Below are 23,755 nucleotides of genomic sequence, written 5' to 3' on the forward strand. Positions count from 1 at the left end.
GGCCGTTCGGACGAGACGGTGCCGTACGAACGGCCTGCCGGGTGACCTGGGCCACTGGCTGGGAAGGCCTGGGGGAGTGGACCACTAGCGTACGGGTGGTGGATCAACTCACTGGGCGGCAGCGGTGGGCTGCGCTGATCGCGCTCTCTCTCGGCGGCGTGGCTATCGGTCTGACCGAGTTCGTCGCCATGGGGCTGCTGCCCGACATGGCACAGGCGCTCCTGCCGGAGGCGTGGGCGCGGTCGCATGAGGACGCTGTCGCGCAGGCCGGGTGGGTGATCACGGCGTACGCCCTAGGGGTTGTCGCGGGCGCGCCGCTGATCGCCGCGCTCTCCGCCCGGATGCCGCGTAAGCGGCTGGTTCTCGGTCTTCTGGTGCTGTTCGCGGTGGGTACGTTCGCGTCGTCGATCGCGCCGACGTTCGAGCTGGTCCTGGTGTCGCGGTTCGTGGCGGCGCTGCCGCACGGCGCCTACTTCGGGGCGGCCGGGCTGCTCGCGGCGGGTCTGATGGGCCCGGGCAACGAGGCGCGCGGCTATTCGATCGTGCTGGGCGGGCTGACGCTGTCCAACGTCGTCGGGGTTCCGCTGATCACGCATCTGGGCCAGTCGGCGGGGTGGCGGGTCGCCTACAGCGTCATCGCCGTCGTCTTCGTGCTGACGCTGCTGGCGGTGCTCGCCACGGTTCCGGACTCGCCGGCGAAGAAGGACGCCTCGCCGGCCGCCGAGCTGCGCGCCCTGCGCCGGCCGCAGGTCTGGCTGGTCGCGGTGACCGCCGCGATCGGGTTCGCCGGGTTCTTCGCGGTGAACACCTACATCGCCCCGGTGACCACCGAGGTGACCGGGCTCAGCGAAGGCGCCGTTCCCTGGGTGCTGGCCGTCTTCGGCCTGGGCATGACGGCCGGCAACTTCCTCGGTGGCGCGTTCGCCGACCGGAACCTGCGGGTCGCGACTCTCGCCGGGTTCGCCGGGGTGATCGTGTCGACGGTCTTCTTCGCGCTGTTCGCGGCGACGCCGGTCGGCCTGTTCGCGGGCGCTTTCCTGACCGGCGCGACCTGCATCTTCCTCGGCCCGGCGCTGCAGGCGCGGCTCATCACGGTCGCGCCGGAGGCGCAGCTGATGGGCGCCGCGGTGAACCAGTCCGCGATGAACCTGGCGAACAGCCTGGGTGCCGCGCTCGGCGGCCTGGTGATCGCCCGAGGGTACGGATATCTCGCCCCCGCCTGGACCGGAGTCGCCCTGGCCGCGGGCGGTCTGGCCCTGGCCGGAACGAGCTTTGCCCTGGACCGTAAGTCGGTTTCCGCCCAAAAACATGAAATAGCCACATAAATTACGTGGGGTGACGAAGGTACGTCTGGCCGGGGTGCTTCTGCTCCTCGCGGTGCTCCTGGTGCTCCCGTGGCAACCGCACCGGGCGACAGCGGTACAGACGACCTGCCCCTCTCCGGTCTCCCTGATCAACGGTGACTTCGAGACCCCGGTGCTCAACGACGGCACCGTCGTCATCACCGCGCAGACCAACGTCCCCGGCTGGCAGACCACCGCCACCGACAAGAAGATCGAGCTCTGGCGGCAGCCGTTCAACGGCGTGTATGCCGCATCGGGCGCCCAGCACGCCGAGCTGAACGCGAACCAGGTCTCCACCCTCTACCAGGACGTCACCACCACACCCGGCCAGGCGCTGCGCTGGGAGTTGCGGCACCGGGGCCGCAGCGGCAACGACACCATGTCGCTGCTGATCGGCCCGCCCGGCGGCACCCTGATCAGCCAGGGGACCTACACCGACGGCAAGGCCGCGTGGGGCACCTGGTCCGGGTTCTACACGGTGCCGGCCGGTCAGGCGTCGACCCGGTTCGCGTTCCAGTCGGTCTCGGCGGCCGGCGGCAGCCAGAGCATCGGCAACTTCCTCGACGGCATCTCGTTCGGCACCTCGGCCTGCCTGCTCACCACCACGACGGTGGACAAGGCGACGGCCGACGTCGGCGACGTGCTGACCTACACGGTCACGGCCCGTAACGACGGCGGCAACCCGGTGGCGGCCACCGTGCTCACCGACGACCTGCCGGCCGGTGTCACGTTCGTACCCGGCTCGATCCGGTCGCTCAGCGGGTCGTCGTCGACCACCATCAGCGACGGCGCGGACGGCGACATCGGCGAGTACGACGCGCCGGCCCGTACCGTCCGGATCCGGGCCGGCACCGGCGCGAGCGCGTCGGCGGGCGGCGCGATCCCGGTCGGTGAGTCCCGGTCGTTCAGTTACCAGGCGGTGATCGGCTCGGCGGCCGCCGCGTCGGTGCTCGCCGACGAGGCTACGGCCACCTACACCGACGCGCTCACCGGCAGCCGGCCGCTCGCGACCTCCAACACCGTCACCACCACTGTCGCGCCGGCCGCGAACCTGTCGGTCGACGCGGTGATCGGCGCGGCCGGCGTGGTGGCCGGCACGACCACGACGGCCACCGTCACGGCCCGCAACGCCGGTCCGAATCCGGCGTCGGCCGCGCGGATCAGCGCGACCGTCCCGGCCGGGCTGACCAACATCACCGCGTCATCGCCGGACGGTACCTGCACGGTCACCGGGCAGACCGCCCGCTGTGACGTGACCACCCTCGCCGCGGGCGTCACCGCGACGATGGCCGTCACCGCCGACGTGCCCGTCACCGCGCCGGCCGGCATCCAGGCGTCGCTGACCGCATCGGTCGCCTCCACCACCCACGAGATCGACAACACGGACAACGCGACCTCGGTCAGCGCCACGGTCGCCACCCGCGCCGACCTCGCCGTTACCATGACCAATACCGCCGGGGTGGCCGGCGCCCCGGTCACCTACACCGTGACGATCACCAACCAGGGCCCGTCGGTGGCCCGCGGCATCATGCTCGCCGACCCGGTGAACAGCGGATCCACCTATTCCAGCGGCAGCAGCGGGTGCGCGCTCGCCTCCACCGGCACTGTCGAGTGCTCGGTCGCCGACCTCAATCCGGGCGCGACCGCCACGGTCACCATCACCATGGTGCTCAGCTCCAGCGGCTCCGGCGCGATCAACAACGCGGTCTCGGTCACCGCGGCCACCCCCGACCCGATCGCCGCGAACAACAACTTCTCGGTGCAGTCGGCCGGAACCGCGGTGGCCGACGTGGGCGTCTCGCTCACGCTCGGATCCAGTTCGGCGTACGCCGGAGACACGGTCCCGTACACCCTCACGGTCACGAACAACGGGCCGTCGGCGGCGGTGAACGTCAACTTCAACACCGTCGTCCCGCCCGGCGTCACCATCGTCCGGACCAGCCCGTACTGCACGGTCAACGGCTGCACCCTGCCGTACCTCGCGGCCGGCGCGTCGATCCCGCTCACCGGCGACGCCGTGCTCGGCGCCGGCGCCACCGCCGGTCCGGGCATCGCGAGCAGCACCGTCATCTCGCCGACCACCGACAACAACGCGGCGAACGACACCACCACGGTCAGCTTCACGATCCTGCTCAGCGCCGACCTGTCGATCACCCAGAGCCTCAGCAACCCGAGCGACGCGTCCGCTCTCGTCGCCGGCCAGAGCGTCGAGGGTACGGTCACGGTCACCAACAATGGGCGTACCCGGGCCGAGGGTGTGGTGGTGCGCCAAGCCGTACCGACGGGCCGTGCCGTGCCGGCCGTCTCGACGGCCGCGACCGGTTCCGCGTGCTCGTACCAGAGTGGGTCTTTCGTCTGTCTGCTCCCGGCGCTGGCCGCGGCAGCGACCTGGCGCATCGACTTCGCCGGCGTGCTGATCCCGGCGGGGTACGGCGACGCGGTCTTCGCGCGCACCGCCGCCGTGTCCGCGACCACGACCGACCCGGCCTCCGGCAACGACAGCGTCACCACGAGCCGTGCCGTGGAGCGCCGCGCCGACCTGCGGATCACCGAGACCACCAGCACACCGAACGTGGTGCAGACCGAGAACGCCCGCTTCCAGGTGACGGTCCGCAACCTCGGGCCGTCCGACGCGGTCCAGGCCGTCGTCGTCGCGAGCGCGTCGGCGGGCCTGCTGGTCTCCGGCGGGACCGCGAGCGACGGTGCGTTCGACCCGGCCACGCTGAACTGGACCTTCGCCACCCTCGCGGACGGCGCCACCGCGACGCTCGACCTGGTCGCGTCGGTGCAGAGCTCCGGGACGCTGACCGCGTCGGCGCGGCTCGCGTCGTCGGTCAGCACCGACACCGCGTCCGGCAACGACAGCGACGCGGCGACCGTCACCGCCGCTGCGGCCGCTCCCGCGCTGAGCCTGGTCAACGCGCCGGACGTGGTGCCGGCCGCCGATCGGCACGGGGTCAAGGCCGGTTCGCGCGTCGACTACGCGTACACCGTCGCGAACACCGGGAACCTGCCCGCGACCGGCGTCGTCGTGACCGGTACCCGCGGCGGGACCGCGACCTGCGGCAGCACCAGCCTCGCGCCCGGCGACACCACGAACTGCACGGCCGGCAGCTACACCGTGGTGCAGGCCGACGTCGACGCCGGGCAGCCGATCCTCGACACGGCCCGGGTCACCGCCGTGACCGGGGTGTCGGCCGATCCGGCGTTGTTCGCGACGGTCGTCGGGAGCGTTCCGGTCGCGGTGCTCGCACCCTCGCTCGCGCTCGCGGTCACGCCGGTCGTCAGCCCGGCCGAACGGGCGCATGCGGTCGCCGTCGGTGACCGGATCGGCTATGCGTACACGGTCAGCAACAACGGCACCGCCCTGATGACCGGGATCGCCCTTGCCGACACCCGGGTCAGTGCGGTGAGCTGCCCGCAGACCACCCTCGCGGTCGGCGTCTCGATGGTCTGCACCACCCCGGCCGCCGCGCGTTACACGGTCACCCAGGCCGACGTCGACGCTGCCGTCCCGCTCACCGACTCGGTCACCGCGACCGCCACCGGCGGCGTCTTCGGCCCGGCCTCCGCCGCGGTCCCGGTCGCGGCCGCCGATCCCGCGATCTCCCTCACCGTCACTGCCGGGCGCGCCGGGCCGTTGTCCCTCGGAGACACCCTTGGGTACGCGTACAGCGTCCTCAACACCGGAAACGTCACGATCAGCGGGCTGAGTGTGGCCGACTCGCACGCCGAGCGGGTCAGCTGCCCCGGCGGGGACCTGGCTGTCGGCGCCTCGCGCATGTGCACGTCGGTCACCCCGTACACGGTCACCCAGGTCGATGTCGACGCCGGCGGGTCGATCCACGACGACGCGGTCGCCACCGGGACCGGACCGGCGCCGGCCTCGCTTCCGGCCAGTGCCCAGGGTTCGGCGCCGGTCACCGTGGTCGCGGCATCGCCCCGGCTGACCATCGTCGCGAGCGCCGCGATCACCCCGGCCGCCCGGCAGAACGCGGCCGCCGCCGGTGACCAGGCCGCGTTCAGTTATCGGATCACCAACACCGGCAACGTCACGATGAACGACCTTGCCGTCGACCACGCCCTGGCCGGGCCGGTCACCTGTCTTGCCGGCACCCTCGCGGTCGGCTCGGCCGCCACCTGCACGGCCGCCGCGAGTTACCGGGTCACCCAGGCCGACGTGGACGAGGGCGGCGTGACCAGCATCGCGAAAGCACTCGGCCGGGCGCCCGCGGAAACCTCGGTCGCCGTCCAGGGCACCGGCCCGGCGACCGTGACGACCGCGGCGATCACACCGGCGCTCACCATCACGGTCACCCCGGTGGTGTCGCCGGCCGGTCACCAGACCGCTGTCGAAAAGGGCGACCAGATCGGCTACCGATATCGGGTGACCAACGCCGGCAACGTCACGATGCGTCAGATCCGGGTCGAGGACGAGCAGACCGGCGAGGCGGACTGCCCGGACCGCACGGTCGCCGTCGGTGCCACCGCGATCTGCGAGTCCACCACGTCGTACCGGGTCGGGCAGATCGACATCGACGCCGGCGAGCCGATCGTGACCAGCGCCTATGCGTACGGGCGGCGGTCCGCCTCAGCCTCCGAGATGCGGTGGGGACCCGGGTACGCGACGACGCCGGTCCTGCTCGACGAGCCGGCGCTGACCGTGGACGTGACCGCTACCGTCACCCCGGCCGCGCACCAGCACGCCGCCGGGGCCGGGGACACCATCGCGTACGCGTACCAGGTCACCAACAACGGCAGCGCCGTGATGACCGCTGTCGGTGTGGCCGACGAGCCGGTCGGCCCGGTCACCTGCCCGTCGGCCGCGCTGGCTATCCGTGCGGTGATGACGTGCGTGGCGAGCAGGACATACACGGTCCAGCAGTCCGACGTGGACTCCGGCGACCCGGTCGGTGGCCGGGTCTTCGCCACCGCCAGAGCGCCGGGTTCCGGGCCGCGCACGTTCGGCCCGTTCACCGCGCCCGTCCCGGTCGTCGACGGCGAGGCCGAACTCGGGCTCACGGTGACCCCGTCCCGCGCCGGACCGGTCAGCGCGGGCGACACCTTCCGGCTCCGGTACGCCGTGACCAACGAGGGCAACGTGACGATCGCGTCGCTGTCCGCCCGGGACACCCGGTCCGGGGCGGCGACCTGCTCGAATGCGGCGCTCCCGGTCGGCGGTGCGGTGGAGTGCGTCTCCCCGGCGATCGCCGTCACCCAGGCTGACGTCGACGCGGGCGGCGAGATCCGGGCCGTCGCGGCGGTCACCGGTGTGCGGGCGGGCACTCGCGAAGGCGTACCCAAGAAGCAGGCCGAGACGGGCGTGCCGGTGGCCGCGGCAGCGCCCGGTCTGAGCGCGACGCAGACCGCGGTCTGGCGCGACACCGACGGTGACGGAACGCTCGGCGCGCGCGACGACGTCGTCTCCACGGTCGATGTGCGCAACGCCGGCAACGTGACAGTGATCGGTCTGACCGTCACCGGCCTGCCGGCGGCGACCGTCTGCCCGGAGACCCGGATCGCGCCGGGGGAGCGGGTCCGGTGCGTCTCGCGCGCCTATCACCTGACCGGCGAGGAGATCGCATCCGGCGGGCGAACCGTCGATGCCCTGGCCGAGGGCATCGCCCTGGGCGGCATGGAGCAGGACGTCGACGCCGAGGCGCTGGGAGCGCTCGCCGCCCCCGCTGACCAGCCGCGACCCGATCCGGACCCGGTTCCGCCGCGCGCCGGCCCGGTCGACAACCCGATCACCGGACCGCGGTCGTGGCCGCTGCTCATCCTCGGTTTCTCGTGCATCCTCGGTGGACTCGTCCTACTGATGGCGACCCGCGCGAAATCGATGACAACCGGTTGACCGCCCGTGCCCGTCCTAGGGGTGACGACACCGACGGAAGGACCGGGCGATGCGCGACGGCGCGGAAGAGGAGTACGTCGAGTACGTCACGGCGCGGGTGCCCGTGCTGCGACGGCTGGCGTACGTCCTGACCGGTGACGGCCATCGTGCCGACGACCTGGTGCAACAGACCATCACGACGCTGTACCTGAAGTGGCCGAAGGCCCGCGTCGCGGACAACATCGACGCCTACGTGCGGACCATGCTCGTTCGCGGTTACGTCGACGAGAAGCGTCTCGCCTGGTCGAAGGTCCGGCTGTTCCGGCAGCTCCCGGAACCGGAACCGGTCGAGGAGGTCGCCGCGATCCTCGGCTGCTCCGGCGGCACCGTCAAGAGTCACACCTCCCGCGGGCTGGCCGCGCTGCGCCGCCTGCTCCCACCACGAATCGAGGTGCCGAGATGACCGACCTTCTGCGTACGCTCGACGACGAGCCGGACACGCCTTCCACTGTGGATATCCGGCGCGCGATCGTTGCCGCTCGCCGCAAGCGAGCGTTCCGGCGGGGTGTCGTCGGGGCGAGTGCGGCCTGTTTCACTGTCGCCGCATCAGTTGCCGGATTTGTCATGACAAAGCCCTCGGCCGTTGCTCCTTTAGTTGCCGCCTCCAGCTCGCCGTCTCCTACTCCTCCTGGTCTTGCTGCCTGCACCCTTAGTCGCCTCCCGGTCCCGGACAAGGAACCGATGGCTCTCGTCTCCGGCGGCGACCCCACCGGCTCGTGGATCGTCGGGCGGACCTACCCGAAGTCCGGCGGATACCAGGCGGTGCTCTGGCACGAGGGCACCGTCGCGAAGGTGATGCTGCCGGGTGACCTCGAGGAGTCGCTCCAGGACGTCAACGCGTCCGGCACCGTGGTCGGCTGGAGTTACGACGCGTCCGGCCCGGTTCCGTACGCCTACCGCGACGGCACGGTCACCCGGCTGGCCTCGTCCGGCTCCGCCCTCGCGATCAACGAGGCCGGCCGGATCGCCGGCGACGACGGCAAGGGCCACCCGGTCGTCTGGGCGTCGGCCGGCGCCAAACCGGTCCGGCTCGGTGTGCCGGCCGGAACCACGGACGCGCAGGCCCGCGACATCGACCTGGACGGCACGATCGTCGGCAGCCTCGGCCTCGAGATCCCGTACGTCTGGATGCCCGATGGCACCCACCGTGAGCTGCCGATGCCCGAGATCGACGGCAAGCCGGCGGCGATCGCGCAGGCCTTCGACATCCGCAACGGCTGGGTCACCGGGATGGCGAGCACGACCAGCCTGAAGGGCAGCCGGGGGACCGCGCCGGTTATCGCGGTGCGGTGGAACCTGCGTACCGGGGTGACCGAGGTGACCGACGGGCTGCAGTACCCGGCGGACGCGGTCAACGCGTACGGATGGCAGATCGGCACCGACCGCAAGGGTTACGCGGTCGTCCTGGCCGGTGACGACGTGGTCCGCCTGCCGGACCTGGCATCGCATCGGGCCGACGGCACCGCGACGATCGCGAGCAGCATCAGCGACGACGGCCGGGTGATCGCGGGCCAGTCCGACGACGCCGGCGGCACGATCCAGGCCGTCATGTGGCGCTGTCGGTGACCGCCCCGTCTTTCCTGCGCAGCCACAATCCGATGATCACCGTGATGATGCTGACCGTGAACGCGATGACGTTCGGAATGACGAGGGGCCAGTCCTGCCGGGTCCACCCGTACGCGAACCACAGGGCGAAACCCGGCAGCAGCACCGCGAAGTAACCGAGCGACAGATCGGCCGAGGACCGGCGGACGATCATGCGGCGGATCTGCAGGACGGGGGCGATCGCCATCACCACGCCCCAGAGACCAGCCGCTATGCCGAGAATCGATGCCATGTTTCACCTCACGAGACGTAAGGCGCTCGGTCTGGCGGGCCGCGTCGGCCGGAGGGCTGGGAGTGCCGGGAGGGCCGGGAGCGCAAACGCAACCATGGGACAGAATACCGGCCATGACTGACGATGGCTCGGCTCGCCTGGAGACCCTTCGTGGTTGGTGGCGGCTGCCGGACGAGACCCGCAAGGAGGTACGCGACCTCGCCCGGGCCGGCCGCCGCCACCCCGACCCCGAGGTTGCCTGGGTGGCATGGCGGTGGGCCGAGGCCGTCCTCCCGGTCGGCGCCCCGGAACCGGGCAAGATCCGCAACATCCTCAGCGCCGCCGGGTTCTGGCTGCAGATCCTCGTCGAACTCGGTGGCGCCGGTGACCCGATCGATCCGCCGCAGCCGAGCTGGCTGGACCGCCGCCGGGCCCGCCGGATCCTGCGGCTCGGCCCGCCCCTGAACTGAGTTCACCGGATGGACACGTCTCGTGCACCTGATGGTGGCTCGACGACCTCCGGGCCTGCACTTATGGTGGTCAGGCAGCTGAACGCTCGGTAACGAGAGGTGATCCGATGCGTAGCTCGGTTCTTGAGGTAAGTACCAGTCCCGACGGCAGTGTGGTCATTCAGCCACACGGCTCGGTGGGTCCCGCTCACGCCGTCGAGCTGCAGCAGCTGCTCGTTCACGCGGTTCGGCGGGTCCGCCCGCTGCGACTGATCGTGGACCTCGCCGACGTGCTCGATCTCGACCCGATCAACCTCGGTTCGGTCGCCGCCGCATGCGACCTCGGCGACGATCACCAGGTGGCCGTTTTCCTGGACAACCCGAACGGGTTACTCGCCCGCCAGCTGGCCGCGGCCGGTGTGCCGAGACAGCGGGTGCGCAGTACCTGAGGGGATTCAGGGACCTGCCATCGCGAGTTCGTTCATTGTTAACCTGATCGGGCCTAATCTCGGACGATGGCGGCACCGATCATTCTCACCCGCGCCGACGCGGCCCGGACCATCGCGGAAACCCTCCTGGGTGACAGCGGCAATCGGTTCCGGCACACCGCCGGCGTCGCCGAGCGAGCATCCGGCCTCGCCTTACGGCTCGGCCTCGACGAAGACCTCCTGGTCGCGGCCGCCTGGCTCCACGACATCGGGTACGCGTCACCGCTGATCGAAACCGGCTTCCACCCGATCGACGGCGCCCGCCACCTGACCCGCGAGGGCTGGCCCGCCCAGATCGCCGGCCTGGTCGCCTACCACTCGGGCGCCCGCTTCGTCGCCGACGTCCGAGGCCTGTCGACGGAGTTGGCCGAGTTCCCGGACGAGCGCAACCTGATCTCCGATGTCCTCACCTACGCCGACCAGACGGTCGGCCCCCGCGGCGACCGGGTCGAGCCGGAGACGCGGTACACGGAGATGCTCCACCGCCACGGCCCGTGCTCCTTCAACGCCCAGGCCGACCCGCTCCGCCGCCCGTACCTGCGAGCCATAGCCACCCGAGTCGAATACCTCCTCCACCAGAACTGACCCACCCCCGAACCCACCGCAAGCCCGCTCGGCCTTGCGTGCCCCTGGGCCTGCGCGCTTCTCGGCCTGCGCGCCTGGTTTCCTGCCTGCGACTCGATTCCGCACGCGCCGAGTAGGCCGAGGCGACAAAACGTCCCAAGATCGTGGAGAGTCGGCCCTGCGCAGCGACCATCGCCCGCGATCTTGTGAGTTTCCGCCGCCGCGCCAGCCACAAACTCACAAGATCGGCCCTCCCGCCGCCCTTGCCGGCAGCACAAATACCCCATCTCACCGCGACCCGGGCATTCTCTCGTCACTGAGCTGTCCCCAGGCACAAGAGATCCGCATCTCGCCAAGCCGGCGGCCCGCCAAACAAATAGCTCGCTCGGCCTGTCCCGCGCTCCCCGCGGCCGCCCCCGCCGCTTCGGCCGTAAGCGCCCCCGCCGCTTGGCCCATCCGTCGCGACCGTGGCAAGCCCCGCTCGACATGTGGGCCGACCTCGGGCCCTGGCGTCGGCGTTACTCGCCGGCGGATTTCAGGAAGGCGATCAGCGCCTCTTGGTAGGGGTCGAGCGTGCGCACGTCGAGGTACTCCTCGGGCCCGTGCTGGCCGTCCCCGCCCGGGCCGAAGATCACCGCGTCGACGCCCTGCGCCGAATAGAACCGGCCGTCCGCTGCCCCGTGCTTCCGGAGCAGCGAACCCTCGTATCCCACCGACCGCGCGGCCGCCCCCAGCAACCCCACGAACGCACTCGACGAAGAAGCATGATGGGGTGCGCCCAGCGCTTCCACCGTCACCTCGACGGCCGGGCCGGTCACCGACGCCAGGAAAGAGACGATCTCGGAGGGGGACCGGCCGGCCAGATCGGGATCACTCGGCGGGAAACGGATGTCGAGCAGGGCCGTGGCATCAGCCGGCACGATGTTGGCGGCCACGTTCGACGTTGCTACGCTGGCCACGTTCACCGTTGTCGTCCACACCTCCGCCTCCGGCACCGGATATCGCGCCGTCAACGCTGACACCGCCGACACCACCGCATCCAGCGCGTTCGACCCGAGCCACGGATAGGCCGCGTGCGCGGAGACCCCCACGGCCTCCAGCCGGACCCGCACGATGCCCTTGGACTCGGTCACGATCCGCAGGCCGCTCTGCTCGCCGATCACCACGAACTCACCGCGTACGCCCTGCGCCACCTGGTGGCCGGTGCCGTCGAAGCCGCCCACCTCCTCGTCGGTGACCAGTTGCAACGCGATCGGATAGGGCAGCGTCCGGGCACAGTCCCGGAAGACCGTGGCGAGCACCACCGCGGCGGCCTTCATGTCGTGCGCCCCGCGCCCGTAGAGCCGATCACCGTCCAGCCGGGCGGCGAACTGCGCGTCGGAGCCGGGCACCACGTCCAGATGGGCGTTGAGGATCACCCGGGGAAGACCAGGACCCACGGTGACCAGCGCGCTCGGCTTGCCGCCCGACGAGAACCGCCGCACCGAGAACCCCGGCCCGACCAGGTCGAGCATGAAATCGAGCGCCCGCCGCAGCTCATCGGGCCGGTCCGCAGTGGACCGGATCCCGATGAGCCGGACCACATCATCCAGAAGCAACGACGACACGACCCGAACCTACTGCGGCTTCAGCTCGCCCGCTTCGATCGCGACCGGCAGCTTGTTCCCGGCCGGCGGCAGCGGGCACGTCGCGAACTCCGTGTACGCGCACGGCAGATTCGTGGCCCGGTTGAAGTCCAGCGTGACCGACCCGTCCGGCCCCGGCGGCGCGATGAAGAGACTCCGGTTGGCGGCATAGGTAGTCAGCCCCGACGTCGCATCGGTGAACAGCACGAACAACGACCCGGGTGTGGCGCCGTTGAAAGCGATCAACGACAACTCGTCCCCGCCGACGCTGAACGACACCGTCCCCGGCGACTCGTAGACGTGCTCGATCCCCTCCGACACCGACCCGACCGGCGTCGGCCGAGGCGACTCATAAGGCGTGAAATATCCGGGCACAACCCACTTCTCGTCGGCCGGATAAGCGGAAGTGCCGGTATACCCCGCCAACACTGGACTCGACGGATCCCGGGGCCGGATCACGTCGAACCCACCACGCCGAGCGATCTCGATCACCACTTTGCCCCAGCCCACGGCGATGTCGGCCCGTTCGGCGAGCGGCGCGAACTGATGAGTTCCGGTCACCGCTACACCGTCGACAACCAGTTCCTCCCCATCCGCCAGAGAGACCACCACCCCGGAAGGGCCGGTACTCCACGAACCCGGCGCATCGTCGAAGCGCTGCGGCGATTCATTCAGCCAGTTCAGGCTCGTGATGGCGAGAAACCCGTGCGGATCCGCCCGGCGCTTCTCGTGCGCGGTGTGCCACTCGTCCCATTGCTGCTGAAACAAGATCGTCATACCGCACAGCCTAATCCCTACTTGTTGCATGGGAAATACACGTCTGCTACCGTCGGAGCTGGTCATGAGTGCCAGCGCGTAGCCCCGGCTTGCTGGCCGGCAACCCTTCCGTTCGCGATGGGGTGCCCCGGGTGAGGACCGGGCCGCGTCGAGCCCGACGCGGCAAGCGCGGGCCCGTGTGGGTCCCGAGACCTCACGGAGGCGAACCATGTCCCTCGACATCGTCGGCGACGACCTCAAAGTCACTCTTCCCGACGGCGAGACCCGGCCTTTCGCCCATCTCGATTACGCTGCTTCCGCTCCCTGCGTCGAAGCCGCGGCCCAGGCGGTCGCCGACCTCCTGCCGCGCTACGGCAGCGTTCATCGAGGCACAGGGGTACGCTCACAGGCCTCCACCCTCGCGTACGAACTAGCTCGCGATGTGGTGTCGGAATTCGTCGGCGCCGGCCCGGACGATGAAGTGATCTTCACGCGGAACACGACCGACGCGCTGAACCTGCTGGCCCGGGCATTGCCCGCCGGCACCACGACGATCGTCTTCGACGGCGAGCACCACGCCAACCTGCTGCCCTGGCCGAACCAGGTGCGCCTGCCCGCCCCGTCATCGGTGGCCGAGGCGATCGCCGCGGTCGAGCAGGCGCTCGAAAGCACAACAGGAACGGTCCTGCTCACCGTCACCGGCGCCAGCAACGTCACCGGCGAGGTCTGGCCGATCAAGGAACTGGCCGGGCTCGCCCACCGGCACGGCGCCCGGATCGCCGTCGATGCCGCGCAGCTGGCCCCGCACCGGCCGATCAACGACCTGGGCGCCGATTACGTCGCGTTCTCCGGTCACAAGCTCTACGCCCCGTTCGGCGCCGGTGTCCTCGCCGGCCGCCGGGACTGGCTGGACGCCGCTGACCCGTACCTCTGTGGGGGTGGAGCGAGCGCCGCCGTGGGTGACCGCCCCGGTGAGCTGGAGTGGGCAACCGGGCCGGCGAGGCACGAGGGTGGCACCCCCAACCTGCTCGGCGCCGTCGCGATCGCGGCCGTCTGCGAGGCCCTGACCAGGGCCGACCGTGACGTTCTGCACGAGCGGGAGCAGGAGCTGCTGGCCCGGCTGCGTGCCGGGATCGCGACGATCCCGGGCGTGACCGAGGTCAGTCTTTTCGGGCCGGACCACCCCCGGGTCGGCATCGTGTCACTGGCGTTCACGACCGACGACCCGGCCGACGTGGCGCTGCGGCTCGGCCGGGACCACGGCATCGGGGTGCGCGCCGGTCAGTTCTGCGCTCACCCGCTGGTCCGCCGGCTCACCGGCAGCGGCGTCACGGGGGAGTGCGGCGTCACGCCGGGCCTGCTGAGGATCAGTTTCGGTCTCGGCAGCACCACCGAGCACGTCGACCGGGTTCTGGACGGTTTGCGAAACTCCTGATCCGCTACCGGGAAGTGACTGTCCCGGCCGGGCCTGCGGCCGATCATCATCAGTGTGGCGACCTGGATGAAGTGGTTGCGTGACCGGCTTCCGACCGGTGGCGGACTGCGCGACGAGGACTGGGCGGGCCGGCACCGGCTGCTGACGGTGCTGCTCGCCGTCATCATGGTGGCGCTGGTGCTGTTCGGCGTGCTGCAGCGCGAGGATCACATCCCCGCGATGCTGCTCACCGTCGGCCTGGTGCTGCCGTGCCTGATCGCGGCCTCGTTGCTGCGCTCACGCCGGGCGCGCTCGGTCTTCGTGGCGCTCGGTTACACGGCCGCGTGTGCCGGCATCGTGTCGCTGAGCCACGGCCTGACCGAGGCCCACTTCACGTTCTTCATCTCGGTGGGCGCGCTCGCGCTGTACCGGGACTGGGCGCCGTTCGGTGCGTTCCTGGTCGCCACGACGCTGCACCACGCCGTCTTCGGCACGCTGGTCAGCGACCACACCTACGACCACAACTCGGCCGTCGCGCACCCGCTGGTCTGGGCGGTGATCCACGGCGGTGCGGTGCTGATCGCCGCCTGCTTCCAGATCGTCTCCTGGCGCCTCACCGAGGTCGAGGAGGACCGCGCCCGGGAGAACCTGGACGAGAGCCAGGCGCAGCTCAGCGTGGCGTTCGACCAGACGCCCATCCCGATGGCGATGTTCTCGCCCGAGGGCATGGTGCTGCGCAGCAACGCCGCGTACCGCGAGTGGCTCGGCCTGCCCGGCGACCTGCCGTCCGGCTTCTCGCTGGCCGACGTGCCGCTGACCCCGGTCGACCCCACCGAGCCGCCGATACTGGCCCTCTTCGCGGACAGCCACGAGCCGCGGACGGTGACCCGGCAGTACCGCCGCCCGGACGGCTCGACGATCTGGGTGCAGGTGCACGGGACCGGCCTCTACGACCGGAACAACCAGCTCCGGCTCATCTACGTGCACTGCTTCGACGTGACCGCTACCCGCGACCACGAGGCGGAGCTGCGCTACCAGGTACGCCACGACGCGCTGACCGGCCTGCTCTCCCGCAAGGCGTTCGAGCACGACCTCGCCGCCATGCTCACCGGCAGCGCCGAGCCGGTCAGCGTCATCTACCTCGACGTCGACCGCTTCAAGTCGATCAACGACGGCGCCGGTCACCACACCGGCGACGACGTGCTGCGCGCGCTGGCCGTACGCCTGTCCGCCGTGGTGCCGACTGGTGCCCTGATCGCCCGTCTCGGCGGCGACGAGTTCGTGGTCGCCCTGCCCGGACCGTCCGGCACCGGCCTGGCCGTCGCCAACGGCATCCTCGGCTGCCTGGCCGAGCCGCTCGCCGGCGTACCGGTCTCGCTCAGCGTCGGCGTCACCACGGCGTTCGGCCCGTCCACCGCCGACGAGATCGTGCTCGCCGCCGACACCGCCATGTACGCGGCCAAGCGCGCCGGCGGCAACCGTCTGCAGGTCTTCACCGACGACCTGCGGGTGCCGGTGCAGGAGCGGATCGCCGCCGAGGCTCGCCTGCGCCGTGCGCTGGCCTCCGACCCGCGGTACACGCTGCCGCTCTGGTTCCAGCCGGTCGTCTCCACCGCCACCGGGCGGATCATCGGCGCCGAGGCGCTGGTCCGGATGCGCACCGAGCAGGGCAACGTGCTCGCGCCCGGCCACTTCATCGGTGTCGCCGAGGAGACCGGGATGATCGTGCCGCTCGGTGAGCACGTGCTGCGTTCGGCGATCGAGCACCTGCAGCACTGGTCGGACTGGCTGGGATACGTCTCGGTCAACGTCAGCCCGCGTCAGCTCGCCGAGGCGGATTTCGTCCCGATGGTGGCGGCGCTGCTGGCCGAGTACCCGTACATCGACCCGTCCCGTCTCGTCCTGGAGGTCACCGAGACCGCGCTGATCTCCTCGACCGTCGACGTGAGCGAGCGGCTCGCGCTGCTCAAGCAGCTCGGCGTACGCGTGGCCCTGGACGACTTCGGCACCGGGTACAGCTCGCTGACCTGGCTCAAGTCGCTGCCCGCCGACGTGGTGAAGCTGGATCGCTCGTTCGTGGCCGGCCTGGCCGACGACCCGCGCAAGGCATCGATCATCTCCGCGGTGCTCTGGCTGGCCCACTCGCTGGGCATGTCGACGATCGCCGAGGGCGTGGAGGAGTTCTCCGACTGGGAGGCGCTGCGTGAGGCCGGTTGCCCGGCGGTGCAGGGCTACTTCTTCAGCAAGCCGCTGCCGGCCCCGGAGTTCGACCGGATGCTGGTCGCCGGCACGACCGTGGCCGACGTGGTGAATTCCACCTTTGGTGGAGTTCATCTGAACGAAACCACGGGACGCGCCCTGGCCGGTTAGAGTCCGGCCATCCTTGACAACGTTGATCCATTCATCGGTACAGCGGCCACCGACCTGCCTCGCGCGCACGGGTTGGCCGCCACATGGTGGTGGCCGAAACCGCAGGTGGGTAACACCCACCCGGGCGCCACCTCCCCGTTCGGCATGGTCTCGGCCTGCCCCTACTCGGGGGCGTACCCGACCGGTTACGGCCGGTACGCCAAGAACACCGAGGGCGTGCCGGAGGAGATGTTCGACCGCCTCCAGGCGTCCGGGTTCACGCATTTCCAGCAGTCCGGCACCGGGGCGATCCGCAAGTACTACAACTACGTGCGGGTCACCCCGATGATCCAGCCGCTCGACGACCTCGGCCAGTCCTGGCCGCTGGAGGACGAGCGCGCCGAAGCGGGCTACTACGCGGCGAACCTGGACACCGGCGTGCGCTGCGAGATCACCGTGGGGGAGAAGGTCGCGGTCCACCGCTACACGTTCCCCGACAACGAGAGCGCCCGCGTGGTGGTCGACCTGTCCTGCGGCGGCCTCGCCATCGACCTCGGGCGTACCGTCCCGTTGCGCGCGCAGGCCGAGAGCATGGGGCAGGGCCGGGCGCAGGGCACCGTCGTGATGGAGGGCGTCCCGCTCTCCGTCTACGTCGAGGTGGACAGCCCCGGCTGGCGGCAGATGCTCTGGTACGACCGCCGGCTCATCCCGGGCGGCACCCGCCTCGACTTCGACAGCATCCGGCACACCACGCTGCGCCCGTTCGGGATGCTCTTCATGGGTCCGGCCCGCGCCGGGCAGACCATCGAGGTACGCCTCGGCTTCTCGCTGCGCGGCAACGACCAGGCCCGCGCCAACCTGGACCGCGAGTGTGGCGGCGCGGAGAGCGCTTTCGAGACGGTTCGCGCCCGCACCCGCGCGCGCTGGCGTGACCACCTCGGCCGGGTGCAGGTCGACGGCGGCACCCCGGCCCGCCGGACCGTCATGGCGACCTCGCTGTACCACTCGCTGATCAAGCCGTGCATCGCCGACGACGAGAGCCCGTTCTGGCCCACCAGCGGCCCGTACGCCTTCGACATCTGCACGATGTGGGACATCTACAAGACCCAGCTGCCGCTGCTCTCCGCGATCGCCCCGGACCGGGCGAACGACCTGCTCGAATCGCTGATCCGGGTGTGCGAGGAGGAGGGCAACTTCCCGATCGGCTATCGGATGGCCCGCGGCGCCGACCGGTTCTTCCGGCAGGCCAGCGCGCTCGCGCACACCGCCCTCGCGGACGTGCACGCGCTGCGCCGGCCCGGCATCGACTGGACCGGCGCGCTGGTGCACATGGTCGACGACCTGCGCCGTCTCTACGGCGAGGACTTCTGGGAACACGGCGTGGTGCATCCGATCACGCACACGCTCGATCTCGCGTACGCACACCATTGCACCGCGAAGGTGGCACGCGCCCTGAATGACCACCGACTGGCCAGTGACCTGGAGCGGCGCAGCCGCGACTGGGTCAACGCCTTTGATCCGGCGACCGGTCTGCTGCGCGACTCGGAGTTCTACGAGGGCGGCAAGTGGAACTACTCGTTCCGCCTGCTGCACGACATGGCCGCGCGGATCGAGCTGGCCGGCGGCGACAAGGGGTTCATCGGCAAGCTCGACCAGTTCTTCGGGTACGGCGCCGACCCGGTCAAGCAGCCGGGCCGCTGCCCGTCACCGGTCGAGATGGCCGCCGGGTACGCCCTGAACCGCTTCGAAGGTCTCAACAACGAGCCGGACATGGAGGCGCCCTGGGCGTACCACTACGCGGGTCGCCCGGACCGCACCGCCGAGATCGTGCACTCCGCACTGACCTGGCAGTTCGGCACCGGACCCGGCGGTCTGCCGGGCAACGACGACTCCGGAGGTCTCAGCTCCTGGTACATCTGGGCGTCCCTGGGCCTGTTCCCGGTCGCCGGCCAGAACCTCTTCCTGGTCAACGCGCCGGCGTTCGCCCGGGCGCAGATGCAGGTCGAGGGCGGCGAGTTCGTCATCGAGACCAGCGGGCACCGGGAGACCCCGATCGGGGTCGACGGCCTGGAACACGACCCGGCGCCGCAGTACGTGCAGTCCGCCACCCTCAACGGCAAACCACTGCACACCACCCACCTGAGCGCTGCCGACGTCCATCAAGGCGGTCGGCTGCATCTGCGGCTCGGTCCCGAGCCCTCGACCTGGGGTCAGGGGTCCCGGCCGCCTTCCCTCTCACACCCCCACCCGAAGGAAACACCATGAGTCGACCGACCCGCCGCCTGGTCATAGCGGTCCGTGCCGACCCTGTCATCTGCGGCCATTCGGGCGAGGCGCGCAACCTCGCCGAGGTCGCGCTCACCCGGGGCTTCGACGACGTCCGGCTGCTCACCTGGCCGATCCCGACGCTTCAGGCCGCCGGACTGCCCCTCAAGCCGCTCGACCGGCTGCTCCCGTACAGCCCCGGCATCACCGTGGAGCGCCCCGAGTCGGTCGGTGACTACCGGGTGCCGGACGGCCGGCACATCGCCGGTCTCACCGGCCGTCTGGTCGAGCTGCTCTCCGAGCCGGTACCGACCGTCTGCCTCTCGATGTACCTGGTGCCGCACACCCAGGTGATCAACGAGGCGGTGAACTCGGCCCGCGCGGCCGGTTTCAATCCGCAGGTGCACACGATCGCGAAGGCCGTCGGCTCGGACGTCACCAACGTGATCCGCTCCTGCCTGCGCGAGGGCCGGTTCGGCGCGGCCACCGTGCTGCTCACCACGTTCCTCGCCAGCGACGAGGTGGTCGCGGTCTCGGATTACACCCGCGACGAGATCATCGCCTCGGCCGAGGAGGTGGACGCCCACTGCGGCACCACGTTCGCCGCGCAGTGCCGCGAGCGGGTCACGGTGAGTTACCCGCCGATCGACTCCTCGGCGTTCGTCCCGCTGGAGGACTCCGCGATCGATGCCGCCCTGTCCAAGCGCGGTCTGGAACGCGGCAAGTACATCCTGTTCCTCTCCCGCGTCGCCCGCGCCAAGGGGATCTACGACCTGGTGATCGCTTTCGGCCAGATGCGCGCCCGCGAGGACGTCACGCTGGTTGTCGCCGGCACCGGCCCGGCCCTGGAACACGTGCAGGCAATGGCCAAGGAGGACGACCGGATCGTCTTCCTCACCGACGTCGACGACGACGAGAAGCCGCTGCTCATGGCGGGCTGTGCGGCGTACGCGCTGCCCACCAAGCCGGAACCGGACTTCGTCGAGACGTTCGGCATCGCGCTGGCCGAGAAAGCCCTGGCGGGCGGCGGCCCGATCGTCACGACCCTGACCGGCGGCACCGGCGAAGCGGTCGGCGACACGGCGATCATCGTCGAGGCGGGTGACATCGGCGCGCTCGCCGACGCGCTCGACAAGGTCATCCTGGCGATGCCCGACGAGGAGAAACGCGAGCTCGAGACGCGTGCGCGAGCGCACGCCATGCAATTCGACCGCGTCGCGGTCTTCGACGATCTCTTCAAGCCCTAGGGTACGCGGAAAGGCCGCCCGTCCTTCCGGTCCCGGGCGGCCTTCCGTGGTCGTTACAGCTTGCCGTCTCTCGCCAGCTGCTCCAGTCGTGCGTATCCCTCGTTGACGCCGACCTCCATGCCGCTCTGCAACCAGGCGTCGCGGCCCTCGAAGCTGTCGACCAGCGACTGCGCGTGCAGCCGGGTCCGGCCGTTGCCCAGGTCCTCGAACCGCAGCGTCTCCAGGGAGACGCCGTCCGGCTGGCCCTCCCAGGTGAAGGTCTGCACGATCAGATCCGGTCGCACCTCGTGGAAGCTGCCGTGGAAGGCGAACTCGTCGGTGCCCCGGGTGCCCACGTACCGCCAGCTGCCGCCGGTCCGCGCGTCCCAGTAATCGATCTTCGTGCTGATCGAGTCGGGGCCGTTCCACTGCGCGAAGAGCTCCGGGTCGGTGTGCGCGCGGAACAGCTGCTCCGGCGTCGCGTCGAAGTCGCGCGTGATGCGGATGATCGGAAGCTTGTCGTCAGCCTCAATCTTCGCGGTCATTGCTGTCCTCACTCTCGTCGGTCTGTGCTGTCTTCGTCTCTGCCAGCAGGGCGTCGAGGCGGCTGTAACGCTCCTCGGCCCGTCGCCGGTACTGCTCGATCCAGGCGTCCATCTCGTCGAACACCTCCGTCTCCAGGCGCACCATCCGGGGTTGCGGTCCCGGCGGCCGGCTCACCACCCCGGCGTCCTCCAGCACCTTGAGGTGCTTGTAGACCGCCTGCAGCGACATCCGGTACGGCTCGGCCAGCTGGTTCACCGTGGCGTCGCCGCCGGAGAGCCGGGCCACCATGTCGCGGCGTGTCGGGTCGGCGAGTGCGGAGAAGACGCGGGTCAACGTGTCCGCCGGCATCGATCCTTCTTTCAACTCGCTGGTTTAAAGCGAACCTAGACGTGTCCCCGGTCACCTGTCAACTAAAAAGTTGAAAGCGCAGCTCAGGCCGGATCGGCAATCTTGTGTTCGGGATCCGTACACGTCTGCCCGATAGACCGAACCCATGGAAGAAGTGCGTTGTGTGATCCGCCGCGACGACCGGTCCGCCGTGCGCCTGCACCTGGCCGGCGAGTTCGGCCGTGCGGCTCACCCCGAGCTGCGCCGCTCGCTGCGCAAGGCCTGCGACCGCGCCGGCCGGGGCAGCGTCGTCGTCGACATGGCCGAGGTCTCCTCGATCGGCAGTGAATGCATCGAGGTGCTGCTCGTCGGTTACACCCGCGCGCTGCGCAGCGGCACCGGTTACGAAGTGGTCAACGCCCACGGACCGGTCCGGCAGGCGCTCGCCCTGACCGGCCTCTGCGAGCCCGCGGTCGACGACATGTTCGACTCGCTGATCGCCCTCGTCGAGAGCGTACCGGCCGCTACCCCGGATAACCGCGGGTAAACCCATTCCCAACAGCGGGTGACCGCCCCGGGCCTACGATCGATTTCGCTCGTAAGCCTGTGCTGGGAGGGGGGAACCGCCATGGCCAAGAAGTCGAAGAAGGACAAGAAGGACAAGGACAAGAAAGACAAGAAAAAGAAGAAGAAGTAGTGGGACAGGGGCCGCCGCCACCCGCGCGGCGGCCCGCTCAATCCGATCGGGGAGAACGGTCCGTGCACGACCAGATGCTGACGCTGTTCGACGACTGCGTCTCCTCATTGCTGCTGCTCCGCGGCGACCTCGCCGCCAATCGCCGGGTCCAGCCCGGCGAGCGCCGCAGTACGGCCCTGGCAGCGATAGCCGCCGCCGAACGCTTCGCCACCCTGGCCACCCAGGTGGTCACCGACGCGGACCGCGAATCCGCCCGTCCCGCCGAGGCTGCGCCAGTCAGGTAAACATTGTTTACTTCGCGATGGCCTCGCCGTTGCCCGTTGTTCGGCCTGGCCGCGTACCAATACCGCGTGAAGTTGATCAACAAGCGCCTCGCCGCCACCTGTGCCGCCTGCGCCATCGCCCTCAGCAGCGGCCTCGCGGCCGGCATCAGCCCCGCCGTCGCCGGTGGTAGGCACGGGGACGGCCACGGTGTTCACCAGCCGGCCACCCGCCACCAGATCCCGTTCACCGCGGCCACGGTGACCCAGAACGCCGACGGCTCGTTCACCATCACCTGGGCCGCCACCGGCGCCCGCTCGGTGAGCGTGTACGCCGGCACCGACCAGAACCGGATCTCGTACAAGCGCGCCGTCGCCAAGGGCTCCGCGAAGGCCACCGTCACGGTCACCGGCCTCGCCGCCGCGGACCGCTGGTGGTTCGAGCTGGTGCCGGACCGCGGCGAGTCGCTGACCGTCGCCGACCGTTCGCTGCACCTCGCCTCGGCCCCGAACTTCCGCGACGCGGGCGGTTACCGCACCGCCGGCGGCCAGTGGGTACGGATGGGCGTGCTGTACCGCGCCAACGACCTCGGCAAGCTCACCGACGCCGACGTGGCCAAGCTGAAGCGTCTCGGCATCCGCACCGACATCGACTTCCGTACCGACTCCGAGATCACCGCCTCGCCCGACAGGATCCCGGCCGGCGTGACGTACATCCACGCCAACGTGATCGGCACTTCAGGCGTCGGCACCGGCGGCATCGACCTCACCACCGAGGCCGGCGGCGTCGCGATGATGGAGGCCGGCGAGAAGGCGTTCGTCTCCTCGGACTCGGGCCGCGCCGCGTACACGACGTTCTTCACCACGGTCGCCGACCCGAAGGCCGCGAACGTCGTCTACCACTGCACCGCCGGCAAGGACCGCACCGGCTGGGCCAGCGCCGCCCTGCTCACCGCGCTTGGTGTCCCGAAGGCCACGGTCCTGGAGGACTACCTGCTCAGCAACGTCAACCTGGCCGCCTCCAACGCCGCCACCCTCGCCGCGGTCCCGGCGGCCATCCGCCCGGGATACAAGGCCGTCCTCGACGTTCGCGAGTCCTACCTCCAGTCCGGGTTCGATGAGGTCACCGTCACGTACGGCACCTTCGACAACTACCTCCGCCAGGGCCTCGGCCTCACCCCGAAGGACCTCCGCGCCCTGCGCGCCCAGCTCCTGGTGGGCTGACCCAGCCCCGCTTCCGGGCGCCTCTTCAGTACGCGCGAAGAGGCGCCCGCTTTGCGCCTAGAAGCCGCAGTACTCCAGCTTCGTGATGCCGTCCTGGTTGTCGTCGTCGTCCCGGTCACCGAGCTCGATCTTCGGCCCGAACGCGTCCCGGTGCGCCCATCCCTTGGTCTGCGTCCCGGCGATCCGGCCGTAGAACCACATGTTGCCGTACATGTTGTAGTAGATGCACCAGATGTAGAAGTCGGTGCCCGCCGAGACGGAGGCGACCTTGTCGCACGCGCCGAGCGGGGCTTCCTTGACGTTGTAGCTCTTGAAGAAGGTGAGTTTTCCTTCCCCGTTGGGCCGCCAGTAGACGTAGTCACAGGTGTCCGGATAGGCCTGAGCCGGCGAGGCGGGCGCGACCGCCGCCAGCGTGAACGCGAGCATCGCCGCCACGGCGATGTGGATAGGCTTCAATTTCACGAGGCGGGAGTCTATCGAAGCGCGGCCGCCGGGGCCTGCCCATAAACTGCG

General features: G+C 70.3%; 20 protein-coding genes and 1 riboswitch. Of the genes, 14 read left to right on the top strand and 6 right to left on the bottom strand.

Annotation, left to right across the window (positions count from 1 at the left end; translation table 11 throughout):
• The first annotated feature begins 98 nt into the window (after positions 1-98).
• The 4 genes from B0I29_RS20600 (at position 99) to B0I29_RS20615 (ending at position 8,802) form a co-directional block, all read left to right on the top strand.
• Positions 99-1,325: an MFS transporter gene (locus B0I29_RS20600; RefSeq protein WP_111650802.1), complete on the top strand. Its 1,227-nt coding sequence runs from the start codon at positions 99-101 to the stop codon at positions 1,323-1,325.
• Positions 1,326-1,335: 10 nt separating this feature from the next.
• Positions 1,336-7,197 (top strand): beta strand repeat-containing protein, encoded by a 5,862-nt coding sequence (locus tag B0I29_RS20605; protein ID WP_111650662.1) that lies wholly within the window; start codon positions 1,336-1,338, stop codon positions 7,195-7,197.
• A gap of 49 nt (positions 7,198-7,246) precedes the next feature.
• On the top strand, positions 7,247-7,639 hold the full coding sequence (locus B0I29_RS20610; protein WP_111650663.1) for a sigma factor: 393 nt from the start codon (positions 7,247-7,249) through the stop codon (positions 7,637-7,639).
• A 278-nt stretch (positions 7,640-7,917) separates the two neighbouring features.
• On the top strand, positions 7,918-8,802 hold the full coding sequence (locus B0I29_RS20615) for a hypothetical protein (RefSeq protein WP_111650664.1): 885 nt from the start codon (positions 7,918-7,920) through the stop codon (positions 8,800-8,802).
• Here B0I29_RS20615 and B0I29_RS20620 read toward each other — a convergent pair.
• Complete coding sequence (locus tag B0I29_RS20620) at positions 8,783-9,073, bottom strand: SemiSWEET family sugar transporter (protein WP_111650665.1); 291 nt, start codon at positions 9,071-9,073, stop codon at positions 8,783-8,785. The two genes, B0I29_RS20615 and B0I29_RS20620, sit on opposite strands and share 20 nt — an antisense overlap.
• Before the next feature lie 113 nt (positions 9,074-9,186).
• Between B0I29_RS20620 and B0I29_RS20625 the strand changes: the two genes are divergently transcribed.
• The 3 genes from B0I29_RS20625 (at position 9,187) to B0I29_RS20635 (ending at position 10,574) form a co-directional block, all read left to right on the top strand.
• On the top strand, positions 9,187-9,522 hold the full coding sequence (locus tag B0I29_RS20625) for a hypothetical protein (protein WP_111650666.1): 336 nt from the start codon (positions 9,187-9,189) through the stop codon (positions 9,520-9,522).
• A 107-nt stretch (positions 9,523-9,629) separates the two neighbouring features.
• On the top strand, positions 9,630-9,950 hold the full coding sequence (locus tag B0I29_RS20630) for an STAS domain-containing protein (RefSeq protein WP_111650667.1): 321 nt from the start codon (positions 9,630-9,632) through the stop codon (positions 9,948-9,950).
• Between the two features lie 66 nt (positions 9,951-10,016).
• Positions 10,017-10,574 (top strand): HD domain-containing protein, encoded by a 558-nt coding sequence (locus tag B0I29_RS20635; protein WP_111650668.1) that lies wholly within the window; start codon positions 10,017-10,019, stop codon positions 10,572-10,574.
• A 497-nt stretch (positions 10,575-11,071) separates the two neighbouring features.
• Here the strand turns inward: B0I29_RS20635 and B0I29_RS20640 are convergent, their stop codons facing one another.
• Together B0I29_RS20640 and B0I29_RS20645 are read right to left on the bottom strand one after the other, a co-directional pair.
• Positions 11,072-12,160: a M20 family metallopeptidase gene (locus B0I29_RS20640; protein ID WP_245972645.1), complete on the bottom strand. Its 1,089-nt coding sequence runs from the start codon at positions 12,158-12,160 to the stop codon at positions 11,072-11,074.
• Positions 12,161-12,169: 9 nt separating this feature from the next.
• On the bottom strand, positions 12,170-13,021 hold the full coding sequence (locus tag B0I29_RS20645; RefSeq protein ID WP_111650804.1) for a DUF1684 domain-containing protein: 852 nt from the start codon (positions 13,019-13,021) through the stop codon (positions 12,170-12,172).
• Positions 13,016-13,130: riboswitch (SAM riboswitch) on the top strand. It overlaps the preceding gene by 6 nt.
• A 33-nt stretch (positions 13,131-13,163) precedes the next feature.
• Between B0I29_RS20645 and B0I29_RS20650 the strand changes: the two genes are divergently transcribed.
• The 4 genes from B0I29_RS20650 to B0I29_RS20665 are packed head-to-tail and all read left to right on the top strand — an operon-like array spanning position 13,164 to position 20,209.
• Complete coding sequence (locus B0I29_RS20650; RefSeq protein ID WP_111650669.1) at positions 13,164-14,369, top strand: aminotransferase class V-fold PLP-dependent enzyme; 1,206 nt, start codon at positions 13,164-13,166, stop codon at positions 14,367-14,369.
• Between the two features lie 54 nt (positions 14,370-14,423).
• Positions 14,424-16,718, top strand: a complete 2,295-nt coding sequence (locus tag B0I29_RS20655; protein WP_245972646.1) for a putative bifunctional diguanylate cyclase/phosphodiesterase — start codon at positions 14,424-14,426, stop codon at positions 16,716-16,718.
• Between the two features lie 33 nt (positions 16,719-16,751).
• Positions 16,752-18,962: a glycoside hydrolase domain-containing protein gene (locus tag B0I29_RS20660; protein WP_281270901.1), complete on the top strand. Its 2,211-nt coding sequence runs from the start codon at positions 16,752-16,754 to the stop codon at positions 18,960-18,962.
• Positions 18,959-20,209, top strand: a complete 1,251-nt coding sequence (locus B0I29_RS20665; RefSeq protein WP_111650670.1) for a glycosyltransferase — start codon at positions 18,959-18,961, stop codon at positions 20,207-20,209. Before B0I29_RS20660 ends, B0I29_RS20665 begins: the two co-directional genes overlap by 4 nt.
• A 53-nt stretch (positions 20,210-20,262) precedes the next feature.
• Here B0I29_RS20665 and B0I29_RS20670 read toward each other — a convergent pair whose 3' ends face one another.
• The gene (locus tag B0I29_RS20670; RefSeq protein WP_111650671.1) at positions 20,263-20,733 is read right to left on the bottom strand and encodes an SRPBCC family protein; all 471 of its coding nucleotides are present in this window, start codon (positions 20,731-20,733) and stop codon (positions 20,263-20,265) included.
• The gene (locus tag B0I29_RS20675; RefSeq protein WP_111650672.1) at positions 20,717-21,082 is read right to left on the bottom strand and encodes an ArsR/SmtB family transcription factor; all 366 of its coding nucleotides are present in this window, start codon (positions 21,080-21,082) and stop codon (positions 20,717-20,719) included. The genes B0I29_RS20670 and B0I29_RS20675 overlap by 17 nt, the downstream gene beginning before the upstream one ends.
• Positions 21,083-21,227: 145 nt before the next feature.
• On the opposite strand from B0I29_RS20675, the gene B0I29_RS20680 reads away from it, so the two are divergent.
• The 3 genes from B0I29_RS20680 to B0I29_RS20690 all read left to right on the top strand — a co-directional run bounded on the left by B0I29_RS20680 (position 21,228) and on the right by B0I29_RS20690 (position 23,242).
• Positions 21,228-21,608 (top strand): STAS domain-containing protein, encoded by a 381-nt coding sequence (locus B0I29_RS20680; RefSeq protein ID WP_111650673.1) that lies wholly within the window; start codon positions 21,228-21,230, stop codon positions 21,606-21,608.
• 212 nt (positions 21,609-21,820) lie between these two features.
• Positions 21,821-22,042 (top strand): hypothetical protein, encoded by a 222-nt coding sequence (locus tag B0I29_RS20685; RefSeq protein ID WP_111650674.1) that lies wholly within the window; start codon positions 21,821-21,823, stop codon positions 22,040-22,042.
• A gap of 66 nt (positions 22,043-22,108) precedes the next feature.
• Complete coding sequence (locus tag B0I29_RS20690) at positions 22,109-23,242, top strand: tyrosine-protein phosphatase (protein ID WP_111650807.1); 1,134 nt, start codon at positions 22,109-22,111, stop codon at positions 23,240-23,242.
• Between the two features lie 57 nt (positions 23,243-23,299).
• Here B0I29_RS20690 and B0I29_RS20695 read toward each other — a convergent pair whose 3' ends face one another.
• Positions 23,300-23,704: a hypothetical protein gene (locus B0I29_RS20695; RefSeq protein ID WP_146616835.1), complete on the bottom strand. Its 405-nt coding sequence runs from the start codon at positions 23,702-23,704 to the stop codon at positions 23,300-23,302.
• Positions 23,705-23,755: the final 51 nt, after the last annotated feature.

The sequence above is a fragment of the Actinoplanes lutulentus genome, assembly GCF_003259845.1.
GTDB classification, from domain to species: Bacteria; Actinomycetota; Actinomycetes; order Mycobacteriales; family Micromonosporaceae; genus Actinoplanes; species Actinoplanes lutulentus.

Bases quoted from the DNA above. Each gene is read 5' to 3' on its own strand.
- B0I29_RS20630 (WP_111650667.1), top strand. From the start codon at position 9,630: ATGCGTAGCTCGGTTCTTGAGGTAAGTACCAGTCCCGACGGCAGTGTG.
- B0I29_RS20635 (WP_111650668.1), top strand. From the start codon at position 10,017: ATGGCGGCACCGATCATTCTCACCCGCGCCGACGCGGCCCGGACCATC.
- B0I29_RS20670 (WP_111650671.1), bottom strand. From the start codon at position 20,733: ATGACCGCGAAGATTGAGGCTGACGACAAGCTTCCGATCATCCGCATC.
- B0I29_RS20680 (WP_111650673.1), top strand. From the start codon at position 21,228: ATGGAAGAAGTGCGTTGTGTGATCCGCCGCGACGACCGGTCCGCCGTG.
- B0I29_RS20620 (WP_111650665.1), bottom strand. From the start codon at position 9,073: ATGGCATCGATTCTCGGCATAGCGGCTGGTCTCTGGGGCGTGGTGATG.
- B0I29_RS20665 (WP_111650670.1), top strand. From the start codon at position 18,959: ATGAGTCGACCGACCCGCCGCCTGGTCATAGCGGTCCGTGCCGACCCT.
- B0I29_RS20615 (WP_111650664.1), top strand. From the start codon at position 7,918: ATGGCTCTCGTCTCCGGCGGCGACCCCACCGGCTCGTGGATCGTCGGG.
- B0I29_RS20645 (WP_111650804.1), bottom strand. From the start codon at position 13,021: ATGACCAGCTCCGACGGTAGCAGACGTGTATTTCCCATGCAACAAGTA.
- B0I29_RS20650 (WP_111650669.1), top strand. From the start codon at position 13,164: ATGTCCCTCGACATCGTCGGCGACGACCTCAAAGTCACTCTTCCCGAC.
- B0I29_RS20675 (WP_111650672.1), bottom strand. From the start codon at position 21,082: ATGCCGGCGGACACGTTGACCCGCGTCTTCTCCGCACTCGCCGACCCG.
- B0I29_RS20610 (WP_111650663.1), top strand. From the start codon at position 7,247: ATGCGCGACGGCGCGGAAGAGGAGTACGTCGAGTACGTCACGGCGCGG.
- B0I29_RS20625 (WP_111650666.1), top strand. From the start codon at position 9,187: ATGACTGACGATGGCTCGGCTCGCCTGGAGACCCTTCGTGGTTGGTGG.